14 protein-coding genes and 1 riboswitch are annotated in these 16,457 nt (G+C 60.4%); of the genes, 8 read left to right on the top strand and 6 right to left on the bottom strand.

Features of this window, described 5'->3' with window-relative positions:
* Positions 1–94: 94 nt before the first annotated feature.
* The 5 genes from NXC24_RS19590 to NXC24_RS19570 all read right to left on the bottom strand — a co-directional run bounded on the left by NXC24_RS19590 (position 95) and on the right by NXC24_RS19570 (position 4,985).
* The gene (locus NXC24_RS19590) at positions 95–1,120 is read right to left on the bottom strand and encodes an aldose epimerase family protein (protein ID WP_104824805.1); all 1,026 of its coding nucleotides are present in this window, start codon (positions 1,118–1,120) and stop codon (positions 95–97) included.
* A 280-nt stretch (positions 1,121–1,400) separates the two neighbouring features.
* Positions 1,401–2,588, bottom strand: a complete 1,188-nt coding sequence (locus NXC24_RS19585; RefSeq protein WP_104824804.1) for a VWA domain-containing protein — start codon at positions 2,586–2,588, stop codon at positions 1,401–1,403.
* Between the two features lie 2 nt (positions 2,589–2,590).
* A complete protein-coding gene (gene metA / locus NXC24_RS19580) occupies positions 2,591–3,517 on the bottom strand; it encodes a homoserine O-succinyltransferase (protein WP_104824803.1) in 927 nt (308 codons plus the stop codon).
* 47 nt (positions 3,518–3,564) lie between these two features.
* A riboswitch (SAM riboswitch) is annotated at positions 3,565–3,642 on the bottom strand.
* A 78-nt stretch (positions 3,643–3,720) separates the two neighbouring features.
* A complete protein-coding gene (locus NXC24_RS19575) occupies positions 3,721–4,143 on the bottom strand; it encodes an NUDIX domain-containing protein (RefSeq protein WP_104824802.1) in 423 nt (140 codons plus the stop codon).
* Entirely contained in the window at positions 4,143–4,985 is an 843-nt protein-coding gene (locus NXC24_RS19570) for a MoxR family ATPase (RefSeq protein ID WP_104824801.1), read from the bottom strand. Before NXC24_RS19570 ends, NXC24_RS19575 begins: the two co-directional genes overlap by 1 nt.
* Before the next feature lie 168 nt (positions 4,986–5,153).
* Between NXC24_RS19570 and NXC24_RS19565 the strand changes: the two genes are divergently transcribed.
* Complete coding sequence (locus tag NXC24_RS19565; protein WP_104824800.1) at positions 5,154–7,007, top strand: ABC transporter ATP-binding protein/permease; 1,854 nt, start codon at positions 5,154–5,156, stop codon at positions 7,005–7,007.
* A 131-nt stretch (positions 7,008–7,138) separates the two neighbouring features.
* Here NXC24_RS19565 and efp read toward each other — a convergent pair whose 3' ends face one another.
* Positions 7,139–7,708, bottom strand: a complete 570-nt coding sequence (gene efp / locus NXC24_RS19560; RefSeq protein WP_104824799.1) for an elongation factor P — start codon at positions 7,706–7,708, stop codon at positions 7,139–7,141.
* A gap of 151 nt (positions 7,709–7,859) precedes the next feature.
* Here efp and epmA point away from each other — a divergent pair, with 151 nt between their 5' ends.
* The 7 genes from epmA to NXC24_RS19525 all read left to right on the top strand — a co-directional run bounded on the left by epmA (position 7,860) and on the right by NXC24_RS19525 (position 16,190).
* Positions 7,860–8,924: an EF-P lysine aminoacylase EpmA gene (gene epmA / locus NXC24_RS19555; protein ID WP_104824798.1), complete on the top strand. Its 1,065-nt coding sequence runs from the start codon at positions 7,860–7,862 to the stop codon at positions 8,922–8,924.
* Entirely contained in the window at positions 8,921–9,973 is a 1,053-nt protein-coding gene (locus NXC24_RS19550) for a lysine-2,3-aminomutase-like protein (protein WP_104824797.1), read from the top strand. The genes epmA and NXC24_RS19550 overlap by 4 nt, the downstream gene beginning before the upstream one ends.
* A 352-nt stretch (positions 9,974–10,325) precedes the next feature.
* Complete coding sequence (locus NXC24_RS19545) at positions 10,326–10,577, top strand: acyl carrier protein (protein ID WP_104824796.1); 252 nt, start codon at positions 10,326–10,328, stop codon at positions 10,575–10,577.
* Positions 10,577–11,770 (top strand): acyl-CoA dehydrogenase family protein, encoded by a 1,194-nt coding sequence (locus NXC24_RS19540; protein WP_104824795.1) that lies wholly within the window; start codon positions 10,577–10,579, stop codon positions 11,768–11,770. Before NXC24_RS19545 ends, NXC24_RS19540 begins: the two co-directional genes overlap by 1 nt.
* A 5-nt stretch (positions 11,771–11,775) precedes the next feature.
* On the top strand, positions 11,776–12,684 hold the full coding sequence (locus NXC24_RS19535; RefSeq protein ID WP_104824794.1) for an amino acid--[acyl-carrier-protein] ligase: 909 nt from the start codon (positions 11,776–11,778) through the stop codon (positions 12,682–12,684).
* An 8-nt stretch (positions 12,685–12,692) separates the two neighbouring features.
* Positions 12,693–13,652 carry a DUF1839 family protein gene (locus tag NXC24_RS19530; protein ID WP_199773589.1) on the top strand — a complete coding sequence of 320 codons (960 nt, stop codon included), beginning with the start codon at positions 12,693–12,695 and terminating at the stop codon, positions 13,650–13,652.
* A gap of 66 nt (positions 13,653–13,718) precedes the next feature.
* Positions 13,719–16,190: a glycoside hydrolase family 2 protein gene (locus NXC24_RS19525; RefSeq protein ID WP_104824792.1), complete on the top strand. Its 2,472-nt coding sequence runs from the start codon at positions 13,719–13,721 to the stop codon at positions 16,188–16,190.
* The last annotated feature ends 267 nt before the right edge of the window (positions 16,191–16,457 follow it).

The raw sequence follows: 16,457 nt of genomic DNA, 5'->3' as shown, positions 1-16,457 counted from the left end.
CAATCTGCAAGGTGAATCTGATCTGCGGGGCTAAAATTCAATCGGCTGGGCGCAGTGCGCCCGGCCGACAATTCCGTGATTGGGTACCTTCAGCTCAGTTCTTGGTGAAGATGTAATCCGTTTCCTGCCGCAGTACTTCGCCGGGACGAAGAACGGCGTTCGGGAAGCCCTCGTGGTTGATGGCATCCGGCCAGACCTGGGTTTCCAGGCAGAACCCTGCGAAGGGGCCGATCTTGCGGCCATCGTGGCCGGGAACGGGAACATCCAGCTTGAAGCCCGCATAGAACTGCACCCCGGGCTCGGTCGTGCGCACTTCCAGCGAGACGCCGGAATTGACGCTGCGTGCCAGCACCACCGAGCGCTTGGCGGTGCGTTCGGACGACAGGCAGAAATTATGGTCGTAGAGCGCCTGTTCGGTCCCATCGAAGCGCATCATCGGCGCCATTTCGCGGAAATCGAAGACAGTGTCGGCGACGGGACGCACTTCGCCCGTGGGCACCTGCTTTTCATCCGTCGGGGTATAGTGGTCGGCGGCGATCATGATGTCGTGGCCGAGCGCGTCGTCGTGGCCATCGAGGTTGAAATAGGCGTGCTGGCAGACATTGGCGAGCGTCGGCTGATCGGTCGTCGATTCATAGGTAACCGAGAATTCGCCGTTGCCATGCACCCAATAGGTCGCCTGGATCGTGCAATTGCCAGGATAGCCGGCGCGGCCATCCGGATCGACGATCTTCAGCACGACGCGGTCGATGGCGTGTTCGACGATCGTCCAGTTGCGCTTGGCGGTATTATCCTTGCCGCCATGCAGATGGGTGACGCCTTTTTCGTTGAGGTCGAGCTGATATTCCTTGCCGTCCAGCGTGAAACGGCCGGCGCCGATGCGGTTGGCGCAGCGGCCGGGCGTGGCGCCGAAATAGGAGGAATGGGCCGGATAATCGGCGAAGTCATCGAAGCCGAGCAGCAGGGACGGGCTATGGCCGTCCAGCCGCAGGTCCTGAATGACGGCACCCCAGGTCATGATGTGAGCCGTCAGGCCGCCGCCGACTATCTTGACGCGATAGACCGTTTCTCCATCGGCCGTCGTCCCGAAAACTTCCCGCTCCAAATTGTCTTTCGTCATATCAGCTCATCCATTCCCATTGAAAATTCGAGGCTTGACCCTGCCCCCATTTGCGCCGGTCCGCAATCGGTCGATTGCGAAATTTAGAGGCGGCGGGTGGCCGATCAAGTGCCGCTCGGGTTTCTCCCGACGGCTTCGGAACCGGCAGACTGCGCCGGAAATGTGCAATGCGTACGACAGGCCGGCGAGGTGTTTTGTTCGGGTTTGCCGCGGTCTTGTGCCTAGCCATCGCCATCAAGCATGCATGATGAAGACAAGCAGGCAATCAATGTAGATTGTCTCAGCGGGACAGTTCCTTCGTCGCCCTCTCCAAACCACCAAGCGTCAGCGGGTACATCCGCTCGGCAAGCAGACGGCGGATGATTGAGATCGAGGTGGTGTGGGTCCAATAGTTTTCGGGCACGGGATTGAGCCAGACGCATTTGCGGAAATGGCCGGTGATACGGCTGAGCCAGGCTTCGCCGGCCTCCCTGTTCCAATGTTCCACGGAGCCGCCGGGATGGGTGACCTCATAGGGGCTCATCGAGGCATCGCCGACGAAGACGACGCGATAGTCGGGACCGAAGGTGCGGATCAGGTCGGCCGTTGCGGTAATATCGGCGCGCCGGCGGCGATTGTCCTTCCATACGCCTTCGTAGAGGCAGTTGTGAAAATAGAAATATTCCATGTGCCGGAATTCGGCGCGGGCGGCGGAGAATAGTTCCTCGACCACACGGATATGATCATCCATCGAACCGCCGACATCGAAGAACATCAACAGTTTGACGGCATTGCGCCGCTCCGGCCGGGTCTGGACGTCGAGATAGCCGTGCTCTGCGGTGGAGCGGATCGTTCCGGAAAGATCGAGCTCTTCGGCAGCTCCTTCGCGCACCCAGCGGCGGAGCCGTTTCAGCGCCACTTTGATGTTGCGGGTGCCGAGTTCGACGCTGTCGTCGAGATTTTGAAATTCGCGGCGGTCCCAGACTTTCGCCGCCTTGCGGTGACGGGACGCGTCCTGGCCGATGCGCACGCCTTCGGGGTTATAGCCATACGCGCCGAACGGCGACGTGCCCGCCGTACCGATCCATTTCGAGCCGCCCTGGTGCCGGCCCTTCTGTTCGGCAAGACGCTGACGCAGCGTCTCCATCAGCTTTTCGAAGCCGCCGAGCGCCTCGACCAGCTTCTTTTCCTCGTCCGTCAGATGTTTTTCAGCGAGTTTGCGCAGCCATTCCTCGGGGATCGCGACCTGCTCGGCCGGCGGCGCATCGCTGCCGACCGCCTCGACACCGCGGAAGTAATCGGCAAAGACCTGATCGAAACGGTCGATGAAGCGCTCGTCCTTGATCAGCGCCGCACGGGCCAGATAGTAGAAGGCCTCGACGTCGTAATCGGCGATCCCTTCTTCCATCCCCTCCAGAAGCGACAGGAATTCCCGGAGCGTCACCGGAACCTTCGCTTCCTTCAGTTTCAGGAAGAAGGGAATGAACAAGCTCAGAACCTCTCTTGGCCGATCTCCTCGAGATCATAGGGCGTGGTCTGGTAGATCTCGTTGATCCAGTTGCCGAAGAACAGATGCGCATGGCTGCGCCAGCGGTTCTGCGGCGCGATTTCCGGGTCGTTATGCGGGAAATAATTGTGCGGCATCTTGATCGGCACGCCCGCGTTCACATCCCGAAAATATTCGTCCGCCAGCGAGGTGGAATCATACTCCACGTGATTGAACATGTAGAGCCGGTTGCAGGCCTGCTCGTGGACCAGACAGACGCCCATCTCGCTGGAGTCCATCAGGATCTGTAGCCCCGGCACCTTTTCGATGTCGGCACGGCGCACTTCCGTCCAGCGCGAGACCGGAATGGCGAAATCATCGGAGAAGCCGTTGAGATAGACCGAGGACGGCTTCAGGTTTTGGTGGCGATAGACCCCGAAGGCTTTTTCCTTCAGCGTATATTTCGGCACCCTATGGAAATGATAGGCAGCCGCCATCGCGCCCCAGCAGACGTTCATTGTGGAATGGACATTGGTCGCCGTCCAGTCGAAGATCTGCTGCATCTCGTCCCAGTAGGTGACCTCCTCATAATCCAGCAGCTCGATCGGCGCGCCGGTAATGATGAAGCCGTCGTATTTGCGGTGCTTCACCTCCTCCCAAGTCTGGTAGAAGGCGAGCAGATGCTCTTCCGATGTGTTCTTGGCCTTGTGGCCGCCGACGCGGATCAGCGAGAATTCCACCTGCAAGGGCGAGGCGCCGACAAGGCGCGCCATTTGCACTTCGGTCTTGATCTTGTTCGGCATGAGGTTGAGAAGCCCGATCTGAAGGGGGCGGATATCCTGCCGGATCGCCACCGTTTCGGTCATCACCCGCACACCCTCGCTCTGGAGGGCTTCGAACGCGGGCAGCGTATCGGGAATCTTGATGGGCATCGTTATCACTCGACAAAAACAAAAAACCGGCCGCGATAAGAATCGCTACCGGTCCGCACGCGGCCCTTTAGCGACTTTTTTAACGTGGCTGCAAGCCGGCCGGCCAAATCACCACGGGAGAAATTCAATAGACCTGCTGCCCCTGCGGGTCAATGGGCAAGCTTTTCCGGGAAAAGCGGGCGGTTGCGTATGTCGGTTGTCGCCTACAGATGACCAAGGAGCGCCTGCATGCCATAGCCGAGGCGTAGCCTGGCGTCCTCGATCGGCAGCCAGAAGAAACGGAAGCCAATCGGATCGCCGCCGCCGAACGGCGTCATTTCATAGTGAAGCCAGGTGGCGGGCGCCGTCTCGGAGATGCGGCAGCGGAAATAGTGCCGTTGGTGATGGTGCTGGCGCCCATCCTTTTCGAACCGATAGTCATGAATGCCGAGCGGATGGAGTTCGTCCGGCGCAAAACCGGTTTCCTCCTCGAATTCGCGCGCCGCCGCCGTTGCGATGCCTTCGCCGGGTTCGACAGTGCCGCCGGGAACCTGGAGTTCGACGGTGGGAAAATCCGGCTCGTCGAATACCAGCAAATGCCGACCGCTCAGCGCGTAGATCAAGACCTTCACGGCATCCGGCTGCATCATTTCCCCTGCCCGCGCGCCATGAAAGCAAGGCGTTCGAAGAGATGGACGTCCTGCTCGTTCTTCAGCAAAGCCCCATGCAGCTTCGGCAAGACGCTCTTTGCGTCGCCGCGCAGCGTGGCGGGATCGACGTCGTCGGCGACGAGGAGGCGGATCCAGTCGAGCGCTTCGGAGGTGGAGGGTTTCTTCTTCAGCCCCGGCACATCGCGGATCTCGAAAAATTGGGTGAGGGCCGCCCGCACCAGTGTCTGCTTGATGCCGGGATAGTGCACTTCGACGATGCGCGTCAGCGTTTCGGCGTCGGGGAAGCGGATATAATGGAAGAAGCAGCGGCGCAGGAAAGCATCCGGCAGCTCCTTTTCATTGTTCGAGGTGATGATGACGATCGGCCGGACGGCGGCGCGGATCGTTTCGCCGGTCTCATAGACATGGAACTCCATGCGGTCGAGTTCCTGCAGCAGATCGTTCGGGAATTCGATGTCGGCCTTGTCGATCTCATCGATCAGCAGCACGCATTTCTGCGAGGCCGTAAATGCCTGCCAGAGCTTGCCTTGGCGGATGTAGTTCCTGACGTCATTGACGCGCACGTCGCCCAACTGGCTGTCGCGCAGGCGCGAGACGGCATCATACTCGTAGAGACCCTGCTGCGCCTTCGTGGTCGATTTGATATTCCACTCGATGAGGTCGAGACCGAGGGCTGCGGCGACCTGACGAGCCAGTTCCGTCTTGCCCGTCCCAGGCTCGCCCTTCACCAAAAGCGGTCGTTCCAGCCGAATGGCGGCGTTGACGGCGACCATCAGATCCTTGTCGGCGATATAGTCCGCGGTGCCCTGAAATTGCATTGGAAGGCTTTCATCAATCTTTCGGGCGCAAGCTATCCCTTGGTCTAATTCGGTTCAAGGCGTGAAACGGTGTATATACCGAACGTGATCACGCTGATGTATCGCATGGATGGACATGTGAGCAGGTCATGATTAACTGAGGATTAAGTGCGTCGCAGGGAAGTGTTGATGGCAGTTGAAACGCAAGCCAAGCCGAATAATGAGGGAGCGGACCGGGTCGGATACGACTTCAGCGTTCTCTATCGGCTGCGCATGATGTTTTCCGCCTTTTGGAATTCGGCGGTACGCATCAAGATTATTTCTCTTACGATTGCTTTGTTCGCGATTATTCTTGTCACGGCCTATGTCCAGGTTCTGCTCAACAACTGGAATGCGCCGTTTTATGATTCGCTGGCGCGGCGCGATACGGGAGCGTTCTTCCATCAGCTCGGCGTCTTCGGCATTATTGCCGGCCTGCTTTTGGTCCTCAACGTCGTGCAGGCATGGCTCAATCAAATGACCGCGCTTTATATGCGCGAGGGCCTGGCGCGCGATCTCGTCGACCAGTGGCTGCAGGCCAAGCGCGCGCTTCGTCTGGCCTCCTCCGGCCTGATCGGCGTCAATCCGGACCAGCGGCTGCACGAGGATGCGCGTAATCTTGCCGAAAGCACGACGGGCCTTGCGATCGGTCTGGTACAGGCGACCATCCTGCTCCTGAGCTTCATCGGCGTGCTCTGGGAGCTGTCCAGCGGCATGGTCTTCAATTTCAAGGGCATGAGCTTTTCCATTCCCGGCTACATGGTCTGGGCGGCAATCATCTATGCCGGCTCTGCCTCGTTCCTGAGCCAGCTCGTTGGCCGCCGGCTGGTGCGGCTGAATGCCGACCGCTATTCCAAGGAAGCCGAGCTGCGCTTTGCCCTGATGCATGCCAACGAGCATATGCCGGCGATCACCATTGCGGGCGGCGAGGAGAATGAGCGCCGGCGGATCAATCTCGATATTTCCGCCGTGCTTGCCGTCATCCGTCAGCTCGCCATTGCCAACACCAATCTCACCTGGGTTTCGGCCGGTTATGGCTGGCTGGTGCTGATCATTCCGATCCTGGTGGCCGCGCCCGCCTATTTCTCCGGCGGGCTGACCATCGGTCAATTGATGGTGGCGGTCGGTGCCTTCAACCAGGTCAATACCGCCTTGCGCTGGTATGTCGCCAATTTCGGCCCGATCGCGGAATGGCGCGCCACGCTGATGCGTGTCACCGATTTCCGCCAGGCGCTGACCGAGATGGATGACGGCAAGGTCATGCCGCATACCATTGCTTTCGACCATGCTGCGCCCGGTGAAATGGTCTGGACGGATATGGAGATTTCCACCAAGACCAGCGAGGATATCATCGAGAACGGCTTCCGTATCCGCGAGGGCACGGTGACGATTGCCGCCGGCGAGCACATCATGGTCAACGGCGACCATGGCGTGAACCGCAGGCTGCTGTTCCAATCGCTGGCGCATCAATGGAATTGCGGCTCCGGAAAGATCAGCCTGCCGCTGATGGAAGACATGCTGTTCATGCCGCACACGCCCTATGTGCCTGGCGGTACGCTACGCGAAGCGATCAGTTTTCCCGAGGATCGGGATACCTATGACGATGCCGCCGTCGAGGCTGCGATGGACAAGGTCGGCCTCGGCCGCCTGAAGAGCCGGCTCGATACGCAGGCGCGCTGGGACCGGCTCCTTGACAATGACGAGCAAAAGGCGCTCGCCTTCGCGCATCTGCTGCTGGCGCAACCGAAATGGATCATCCTCGATGAAGTCATGGAAGGGCTGGAGCCGGATATTCAGGCCAAGTTCTCGGCGTTGCTGACGGAGTTCACTGACGCCACCGTGATTTATATCGGCCGGTCCGAAGCCTATCTTCAGGCAATGTCGCCACGCGTCCTGCATCTTCAGGCGCTGGTGCAACATGAGGAGGTCGTTGCCGCAGTCGTGCCGCGGGCGGCGGTGGTACCGGACGTAAGCCCCAAGAGGGCGAATGGGCCGTCGCGGTAGCTTTGTGGCGGAGCCCTATCTCGCCCGGGCGAGATAGGCCCGAATTCGCTCAGCATGCGAGATCATGCACAAAACAAAAACGCCCCATCCGTGAGGACAGGGCGTTTTCCGTGAAACGATAGGCTGATTCCTCAGTCCTTGGCGCGCTCGACGTAGGAGTTGTCTTCCGTGGCGATGACGACGCGGGTGCCGGCGTTGATGTGCGGCGGAACCATGGTGCGTACGCCGTTCGACAGCATGGCGGGCTTGTAGGACGAGGATGCCGTCTGGCCCTTCACGACCGGTTCGGTCTCGGTGATTTCCAGCGTGACATGGCGCGGCAGTTCGAGTGCCAGTGGAACGCCTTCGTGGATCGACAGGATGCAGGTCATGCCTTCCTGGAGATAGGCCTTTTGGTCGCCCATGGTCTCGACGTCGACGACGACCTGGTCGTAGGTGGCCGGGTTCATGAAGTGGAAGCCTTCACCGTCTTCGTAGAGGTACTGGAAGTTCACGTCTTCGACGAAGGCGCGCTCGACCTGCTCGGTGGTGCGCCAGCGCTCGGACACCTTCACGCCGTCAACGATGCGGCGCATGTCGACCTGGGTGACCGGCGTGCCCTTGCCCGGATGAAAGTTCTGAGCGGTGAGAACGACGTAGAGTTTGCCGTCGACATCGAGAACGTTGCCCTTGCGGACTGAAGAGGCGATGACCTTGACCATAAGACTTCCTTGTAACGCTGCCCTTTGCGTCGTAGAGGGACTGTCGAAATGCACCTCGAGACGCAGCTATTGTTTGCTTGGGGGCGCAAGTACCCTAAATCAGCAGAAATAGCCACCCCCATCCCCGGCGATCCCGAGAAGAAAGCGCGCAATGGAGCCAACGAGCAGCAAAGCGTCCCCCTGGTGGACCCGCAGCGTGCACGCGGACCGGCGGCCGTTCCTGATTGGCCGCAATGCCATCCAGGCGGCGCTGCGTGAATTCTTCATCCGCAACGGTTTTATCGAGGTCGACACGCCAACGCTGCAAGTATCGCCGGGCAACGAGGCGCATCTTCATGCCTTCGCCACCGAGGCGCTGACGACGGACGGCCAGAAGGCGCCCTTCTATCTCCACACCTCGCCGGAATTCGCCTGCAAGAAGCTGCTGGCTGCCGGCGAGGAGCGCATTGCCTGTTTCGCCCACGTTTATCGCAACCGCGAGCGCGGTCCGCTGCACCATCCGGAATTCACCATGCTGGAATGGTATCGGGCGGGCGAGACCTATGAGACGCTGATGGCCGATTGCGCCGCTCTGCTGGCGCTGGCGGCGAAGACGGTGGGGGCAAAGAAACTCAGCTATCGCGGCGCCGAAACCGATCCGTTCCTCACACCGGAGCGTATCAGCGTCGCTGCGGCCTTCGAACGTTATGCCGGGATCGACCTGCTCGGTTCGATCGGTCTCGACGGTTCGACGGATCGTGAGCATCTGGCGGCCGAGATGCGGCGTGTCGGCATGCGCGTTGCAAACGACGATCACTGGCCCGATCTTTTCAGCCGCGTGCTGGTCGAGAAGGTCGAGCCCTATCTCGGCTTCGGCCGGGCGACGATCCTCGACGAATATCCGGTCTCGGAGGCGGCTCTTGCTCGGCCTTCGGCTAGGGATCATCGGGTGGCCGAACGCTTCGAGCTCTATGCTTGCGGTGTCGAGCTCGCCAATGCTTTCGGCGAACTCACCAATGCCGTCGAGCAGCGGCGGCGGTTCGAGATCGAGATGGCCGAGAAAGCCCGTATCTATGGCGAGACCTATCCGCTGGACGAGGAATTTCTTGAAGCTCTCGCAGCCATGCCGGAGGCGAGCGGTATAGCGCTCGGCTTCGACCGGCTGGTGATGCTAGCGACCGGGGCCTCGCGGATCGAACAGGTGCTCTGGGCGCCGGTTTCGGAGTTCGGTTCATGAATGTGATGCGCCCGATCAGAAATGTCGACGACCTCGAACAGGCCGGTCTGATCGATGCCGGCGAGGCTCTTTCCCTACAGGCGGTGGCGGAGCGTTACGCCATCGCGCTGACGCCCACCATGGCAAAGCTGATCGACCGCAGCGATCCCGCCGACCCCATCGCCCGGCAATTCGTACCCGACACGGCCGAACTCATCGTCACGCCGGAAGAGCGGGCCGATCCGATCGGCGATCATGCCTATAGTCCGGTCGACGGCATCGTCCATCGCTATCCTGACCGTGTGCTGCTGAAGGCCGTGCATGTCTGCCCGGTCTATTGCCGCTTCTGTTTCCGCCGTGAGATGGTCGGGCCGCAGGGACTTGGAACACTTGATGCGGCGGCACTTGATGCTGCCTTCGCCTATATCCGCGATCACCGGGAGATCTGGGAGGTCATCCTGACCGGCGGCGATCCGCTGGTGCTGTCGCCGCGCCGGTTGGAGGAGATGCTCAGTGCGCTCGCAGATATCGATCATGTGAAGATCGTCCGATTCCACACCCGAGTACCGGTCGTCGATCCGCTGAAGATCGAAGGAGCGCTGATTGCGGCCCTGAAGGCGAGCGGCAAGACGGTCTATGTGGCGCTGCATTCCAACCATCCGCGCGAGCTGACCGCCGAGGCGCGCGCCGCCTGCGCGCGGCTTGTCGATGCCGGTATCGTCCTAGTCAGCCAGTCCGTCTTACTGAAGGGCGTCAATGACGATCCGGATGTGCTGGCGGCGCTGATGAAGGCTTTCGTCGAGACGCGGATCAAGCCCTATTACCTGCATCACCCCGATCTTGCCCCTGGCACCAGCCATTTCCGCCTGTCGATAGCGGAGGGGCAGAAGATCGTCGCGGCGCTGCGCGGCCGCATTTCCGGCCTATGCCAGCCCACCTACATCCTCGATATTCCAGGCGGCCACGGCAAGGCGGACATCGGCAGAAAAGCCGTCCGCGAACTCGGCGAAGGCTGCTATTCCATCTCGGACTATCGCGACGGCGAGCATATCTATCCGCCGGAGGGATAGTCTGTTCCCGAGCGGTTTCAGCTACTTCAGGATGTCTGAGGCGCCGCGTTTGTAAATGAATTTTGCTGGAAAATTGGCGCATTAACCTTGCGGCCAAGTACCATTTTTCCGCACATCCTTCGCTGCATATTTTAGAATTGTAAGATATCACCCTGCAAACGACAGCTTACATGGCTTAAATACCGTAAATTTCTTTTAGATAAAGCTAAAATATAAGATTTTCTTGCTAAGTATAGCGTGGTTATATTTACCACGTCGCTTAGCGGAATGTTCTATTTTACCTGTTACTTCTCGGCTCAGGATAAGACGGCGTTGCTGCCGTCGTGTTTGCGATTGCCTGGAGGGACTACAGATGAATGAGACGATTCGCGATTTGCTGGCCAAGTTTGGTGCGCTCCCCGTTACGATGGATCAGATTGCCGACGATGCCGATCTCTACGCGGCCGGGCTGTCTTCCTTTGCGTCGGTGCAGCTCATGCTTGGCATCGAAGAAGCTTTCGACATCGAGTTTCCCGACAACCTGCTGAACCGCAAATCCTTTGCCAGCATCGTCGCCATCGAAAAGACGGTCGCCATGATCCTGGATAGCCGAAAGGTTGCCTGATGAACGTGGCGGTCGCTTTGGTCGAAGCCGGAGCCGGAGATACGACGGCGGTGCGCGCCGCGCGCGTTGCGGCAATTGCCGGCAAATATGCTGATGCAGTCGACGCCGAAGGTCGATTCCCGCGCGAGGCCGTGGATGCGATGCGCGCCGAAAGGCTGCTGTCGATCCAGATCCCCACCGATCTTGGCGGCGAGGGTGCTTCGACCACCGAAATAGCCGAGCTCTGCTCCATCCTTGGTCAAGCCTGTGCGGCCAGCGCCATGGTTTTCGCCATGCATCAGATCAAGCTGTCGAGCTTGGTCGAGCACGGTGCCGGCAGCGACTGGCACTGCGATTTCATGCGCCGTATTGCCAAGGAGCAGCTTCTGCTGGCATCGGCGACGACGGAAGGCGGCATCGGCGGCAATCTCCGCAACAGCATCTGCGCCATCAAGGTCGAAGGCGACCGCTGCTTCCTGGAGAAAGACGCAACCGTCATCTCCTACGGCGCCCATGCCGATGCGATCCTGATTACCTCGCGCAGCCATGCCGAGGCGGCCTCTTCCGACCAGGTACTGACGGTTTTCCTCAGGGATCAATACACGCTGGAGCGCACCGTCGAGTGGAACACGCTCGGCATGCGCGGCACCTGCTCCGACGGCTTCCTCTTCAAAGGCGAGGCGCCGGCCATGCAGATCCTGCCGAAACCGCTTGCCGAAATTGCCGCGCAATCGATGCTGGCAAGCTCGCATCTGCTCTGGAGCGGCGTTTGGTACGGTATCGCGGCCGATGCGGTGGCCCGCGCCCAGGCTTTCGTGCGCGCTGCGGCCCGCAAGTCGCCCGGCACGCAGCCGCCCGGCGCGTTGCGGCTGGCGGAGGTCTCCAGCCTGCTGCAGATGGTGAAATCGAATGTCGTGGCCGGTCTGAAAGTCTATGAAGAGGCCAAGGCCGATGCCGACCGGCTCTCCTCGATGGCCTTTGCCGTCGCCATGAACAACGTAAAGATCGCGTCGTCGGAAATGATCCTGCCGATCATCAACCACGCCATGCTGATCTGCGGCATCATGGGCTACAAGAACGGCACGCCCTACAGCCTCGGCCGCCATCTGCGCGACGCCCATTCCGCTCAACTGATGATCTCGAACGACCGCATTCTCGGCAATACGTCGACCATGCTGCTCGTCCATAAGCAAGATACTAGCCTGTTAGGGTAACCGTCATGGATATGCAGACCTCGTTTCTCGACCGCCTTTTTGAATCCGGCCTTCTGATCGACACCGGCATTGATGGCCTTTATGGCCGCAGTGGCCAGTTCGAAGACGTCATTTCCGCTTTCGAACGGCTGATCGACAAGTTCGGCGGCGCCGATGGTGCTGAAGCCATCCGGTTTCCGCCCGGCATGAACCGCGCCTTCTTCGAAAAGAGTGGTTACATGAAGAGCTTCCCGCAGCTTGCCGGCACCGTGCACAGCTTCTGCGGCAACGAACTCGACCATATGAGCCTGCTGAAGTGCATGGAAGTCGGCGACGACTGGACGAAGGACCAGCAGGCGACCGATATCGTGCTGACGCCGGCCGCCTGCTATCCGCTCTATCCGACGGTTGCCAAGCGCGGCGCATTGTCCGACGACGGCGCACTCTTCGACCTGCAGTCCTATTGCTTCCGTCATGAGCCCTCCAAGGATCCGGCTCGCCAGCAACTGTTCCGCATGCGCGAATATGTCTGCATGGGCAGCGAAAAGCATGTGACTGATTTCCGCCAGAGCTGGATGGATCGCGGCGTCGAGATGATGAAGGCTGTCGGCCTTGAGGTAACCATCGACGTCGCCAATGACCCGTTCTTCGGCCGCGCCGGCAAGATGCTCGCCAACAATCAACGCGATCAGAACTTGAAATTCGAGCTGCTGATCCCGATCACCTCCGTCGCCAAACCGACCGCCTGCATGAGCTTCAATTATCACCAGGACGCTTTCGGCGCGAAATGGGGCCTGAACTTTGCCGACGGCAGTGTCGCCCATACGGCCTGTGTCGGCTTCGGTCTGGAGCGCATTGCGCTAGCGCTGTTCCACACCCATGGTCTCGATACCAAGGAATGGCCCGAAAGCGTGCGCAAGGCGCTGTGGGGCTGATCGCTTCCATGGCTGCCGTCTTTCAGGGACTGGATCCCGCCGCCTATAAGCCACATGCGCTGCACGACAGCGAGCGCATGTGGCCGGAAACCAATTGCTATATCGATCTCTGGATCGAGGTGCTTTCGAGCCTGAAGCTGCCGCCGGAAGCCATGCTTGGCTTCACGGTGCGCCAAGATTTCGAGGGGGATCAGTTCACCTTCTTCAAGGTGCCGCTCGAAGATCTGGAAGCGCTCTACGGCATCCGCTGCACCGAACTGGCAATCTACGACAAGGTCCAGCACCATGTCGCCGAGCAGATCGGCCGTGGCCGGCTCTGCCTCGTGGAGATGGACTCCTTCTATATGCCGGACACCCAGGGTGTCGGTTACCGCCGCGAGCACGGCAAGACAACCGTCGCCATCAACAGGCTGGATATGGCGGGCCGCGAGCTCGACTATTTCCATAATGGCGGTTTCTTCCGGCTGTCGGGCGAGGATTTCGACGGGCTGTTCCAACTGCATCTGGGTGACGAGGACCTGCCCTTCCTGCCCTATACGGAATTCGCGAAGTTTCCCGAGAACGGGCCGGGCGAGGCTGCCGTCCGGCAGACGTCCCGGCAACTTCTGGCCTTCCATTTCCGTCGCCGTCCCATGGACAATCCCATCCGTGCCTTCGCGGCACTTTTCCCGGCGCAGGTGGAAGCGGTGGCCGAGCGGCCCTTCGGCTTTTTCCATAAATATGCCTTCAATACGCTGCGCCAGCTCGGCGCCAATTTCGAGCTGGCGGGCAGCCATCTCGACTGGCTGTCGGGAGAATTTTCAGCGGCTGCCGGCGAGGCGCGGCGAATTTCGGAAGTGGCGAAATCGGTGCAGTTCCAGCTTGCCCGCGCCATAACCCGCAAGAAATTCGAGCCGCTGCGGACGGCCCTTGATCCGGCCGCGGATGCGTGGGATTCCATGATGGGGCTGCTTGAACAAAAGCTTTAGTTACACATGATCCTATCCAAAAGTTGCTTTGCACTTTTGGGATCATGTCTTGAGCCGGGAGATCCAATGCACGGGCGTTTGGCAAGCTTTGGCGGCGAGATGCTGCTGAGCGAAGGATGGAATCTGGTTCTGACGGATGCGGGCGCCTGCGCCTCGCCTTCGGATGTGCCGCTTTCGGCCGGTTTCATCCCGGCATCGGTGCCGGGCACCGTGGCCGGGGCGCTGGAAAAGGCCGGGCTTTTCAATCGCGAGCATCCCCACCCGCTGAACGACAAGGACGCCTGGTATTTTTGCCGATTGGTCGACGCCGACCCTGGCAATGCGGTTCTGCGGCTCGATGGGTTGGCAACGCTTTGCGAAGTCTTTCTCAACGGCAGAAAAATTCTCGTCTCCGAAAGCATGTTCGAGGCGCATGAACTCGCCGTCCATCTGCTGGGCGGCGATGAGCTGGCGCTCTGCTTCCGCGCGCTGGAGCCGCGGCTTGCCGAACCTGGCCCCAGAGCCCGCTGGCGACCGCAGATGATCACCCCGCAGGGGCTGCGCCTAGTGCGCACGACGCTGCTCGGCCATATGCCCGGCTGGTGCCCGGAAACTCACGCGGTCGGTCCCTGGCGGCCGATTTCGCTTTTGCGTCCGCATAGCCCCGTCATTCGCGATCTCTCCCTGCGTCCGGACCTGCTGGAGTACGGCGAGGGCCGGCTTTATGCCTCGCTCGTCATCGAAGGACCGGTCGGCGAGATTGTACTTCGTTGTGGCGACGCCGAACAGGCATTCGTGCAAGACAATAGCGGCCACTGCACCGCATTCCTGAAAATCCCGGGCGTGACGCCATGGTGGCCGCACACCCACGGCACGCCCTGTCTTCATGACGTCGCGCTGATCATCGATGGCGTTGAATATCCGCTCGGGCGCACCGGCTTCCGCCGGCTCGCGGTCGATCGCGGTGCGGACGGTAAGGATTTTGCACTTGTCGTCAATGGCGAGCGTATCTTCTGCCGCGGCGCCGTCTGGACGACTGCGGATATTGCCCGTCTGCCTGGCGGCCGCGAGGACTATGAGCCCTGGCTGCGACTGGCGGCGGAGGCGGGGATGAACATGGTCCGCATTGGCGGCACCATGGCCTATGAGACCCCGGAGTTTTTCCGCCTCTGCGACGAACTCGGCCTGCTGGTTTGGCAGGATTTCATGTTCGCCAATTTCGACTATCCGAAGAACGACAAGGCATTCAACGCCCATGTCGAAGCGGAGGCGGCGCAGCTTCTTTCCGGCACGCGCCTGTCACCCTCGCTCGCCGTGCTTTGCGGTGGGAGCGAGATGTATCAGCAGGCGGCGATGCTGGGATTGCCGGAGCGGTTTTGGGCAAGCCCGATCGTGGAGGAGATCATTCCGGCCGTCGTCAAGGCCATCCGGCCCGACGTTCCCTATGTCGTCAATTCTCCTGCGGGCGGCGCTATGCCGTTTTCGCCGAATGCGGGCGTGACGCATTATTACGGCGTCGGAGCCTATATGCGGCCGCTTGGCGATGCGCGCCGTGCCGATGTTCGCTTTGCTGCGGAAAGCCTGGCTTTCGCGCATGTGCCGCAGGCCCGGACTTTGGCACGGCATCTGCCGGTTCCGGCGGTCCATAGCCCGCTATGGAAAGAGCGCGTGCCGCGCGATCGTGGTGCTTCCTGGGATTTCGAGGATGTGCGCGACCATTATTTGCGCGAACTTTACGGCTTCGAGCCGGACCGGCTGCGGCGGGAGGATCCGGATCTCTATCTCGATCTGTCGCGGGCCGTTACAGGCGAAGTCGCGGAAGAGACCTATGCCGAATGGCGCCGGCAAGGCTCCGGCTGCAACGGCGCGCTCGTCTGGACCCTGCAGGATCTGCTGCCCGGTCCAGGCTGGGGCGTGATCGATTCCACCGGCGAGCCGAAGCCCATATGGTATGCGCTCCGCCGCGCCTTCCGGCCGGTACAGGTATTGCTCACCGATGAAGGCACGAATGGCCTCGATGTGCATGTCATCAACGAGGGCGATGTCGCCCTTGACCTCGATCTCGATGTGGTCTGCCTGCGGGACGGCCGGCAGACCGTGGTCAGCGGCAAGCGGGAATTATCCATCGAGGCTCGCGGCAAGCAAAAGATAGCCTGCACTGATCTTTTCGGCGCCTTCTTCGACACGACCTATGCCTTCCGCTTCGGCCCGCCGTCGCATGACGTCACGGTGGCGCGTCTTACGGCGCGCGAGACCGGGGCGCTGATCGCAGAAGCCTTCTATTTCCCGCTGGGCAGGACGAAAGCCTTCCATGCGGCTGAAATCACGGCCTCCATCACGCAGCAGGACGGTCATTGGTTCCTCGATCTGCGCAGCGACCGGTTGGTACAATCGGTGCAGATCGATTTCGAAGCCTATCGGGCGGAGCACGATTGGTTCCACCTGTCGCCGGGGGCGACCCGGCGGTTGAGGCTTCATCGACGAGACGGTGTTCCAGCCGATGTCATCCCGTCTGGCCAGATCCGTGCAATTGGCAGCCGGCGGATCGTGGAGGTCTGATTAAGCTGGTGGCAAATACGGAAACCTATCTCGCCCCTAGTGGGCGAGAAAGCAAATTTCACTGGCTTAGGAATTGTGGCACAGGAGACTCAGCATGTTCAAAAACCTTGCACAATTTCTAAGCCATTGAAATTGCAAGAGAGGGGGCCGCTTCTTGCGCTGATATGCCGGAGGCTGATTGCGTCCATACCTACCCCCGCTCTTGTAAAAACTAAGAATTAGACGAGGGATGAACCCTCGCCTAATCCTAAGTTTTTACTTTCTCGC

Origin of the sequence: Rhizobium sp. NXC24 (assembly GCF_002944315.1) — a bacterium.
Lineage (GTDB): Bacteria > Pseudomonadota > Alphaproteobacteria > Rhizobiales > Rhizobiaceae > Rhizobium.
This window is presented reverse-complemented; position numbering and strand designations above follow the sequence as displayed.